This window comes from Bradyrhizobium sp. 31Argb (genome assembly GCF_043638955.1).
GTDB lineage: Bacteria > Pseudomonadota > Alphaproteobacteria > Rhizobiales > Xanthobacteraceae > Bradyrhizobium.
Genome location: NZ_JBEGDB010000664.1, coordinates 1 through 740, shown reverse-complemented (window position 1 = coordinate 740; position 740 = coordinate 1). Strand labels below are relative to the sequence as shown.

Genomic DNA, 740 nt, shown 5'->3' with positions numbered 1-740 from the left:
GGGACCGTCTAATCGCGGTTTTCTAACCCCCGGCTTGGGATCAAGGGGATTATCGTCGGCGGGGGCGCACCGCGGACTAAGTCTGTGTGAGAATTGTGGCATCGAACAATGATGATGAATCGCCCGGCGCCGGGTTCACCTGCAATCTCGAGCACGTCTTCAGGGAAATGGCACAACCTGAGCTCGAGCGCCTGACCATCGACGCCATTCGCGAATACCGTGCTAGCGTCGCGCTCGCGGAGACGGCCCGATTGCAGCGGGTAGCCGCAGAGGCTTACACAGACTCTTATCCCGCACGCCGGGCTGAGCTCCAACGAATCCATGAACATGCGGAGACCGAGCATCGGGCGCGTCAGCTTGTCCTTAACAACCTGATCGATCGCCTCGGCTACATTCCCAAAGTCCCCGCCGGATAATCGTCGTGGCAAGCGAGTTCCGGGCTGGCCGTCGTCGTTTAGCTGAAGGTCGCGAAGAGCAGGGATCGTCCGGTAGACCTGTCACAGTGGTCGCTAGATCAACTTCTTCTCCATGGCGATACGGACGGCCTGCTGGAGGTTGCTCGCGCCGAGTTTGTCGCGCGCGTTATCCAGATAGAACTGGACTGTTCGTGGCTTGATCCCAAGCAAGTCCGCGATCACGTTCATCGACTTGCCGTGTGACGACCTGAAATGGACCCCGATTGTGGGACCACGTGCTTAGTTGGAAGGGGCTGCTCCGTTTGATAGACGGAGCGCATGATG

Annotated in this window: 2 protein-coding genes; one reads left to right on the top strand and one right to left on the bottom strand. The window is 59.1% G+C overall.

What is annotated here, in order from left to right; genetic code table 11:
• Window positions 1–95: 95 nt before the first annotated feature.
• Complete coding sequence (locus AAFX91_RS42160) at window positions 96–416, top strand: transcriptional repressor TraM (RefSeq protein ID WP_394570407.1); 321 nt, start codon at window positions 96–98, stop codon at window positions 414–416.
• 93 nt (window positions 417–509) lie between these two features.
• Here the strand turns inward: AAFX91_RS42160 and AAFX91_RS42155 are convergent, their stop codons facing one another.
• Window positions 510–644 carry a LuxR C-terminal-related transcriptional regulator gene (locus tag AAFX91_RS42155; protein ID WP_394570406.1) on the bottom strand — a complete coding sequence of 45 codons (135 nt, stop codon included), beginning with the start codon at window positions 642–644 and terminating at the stop codon, window positions 510–512.
• Between the last annotated feature and the right edge of the window lie 96 nt (window positions 645–740).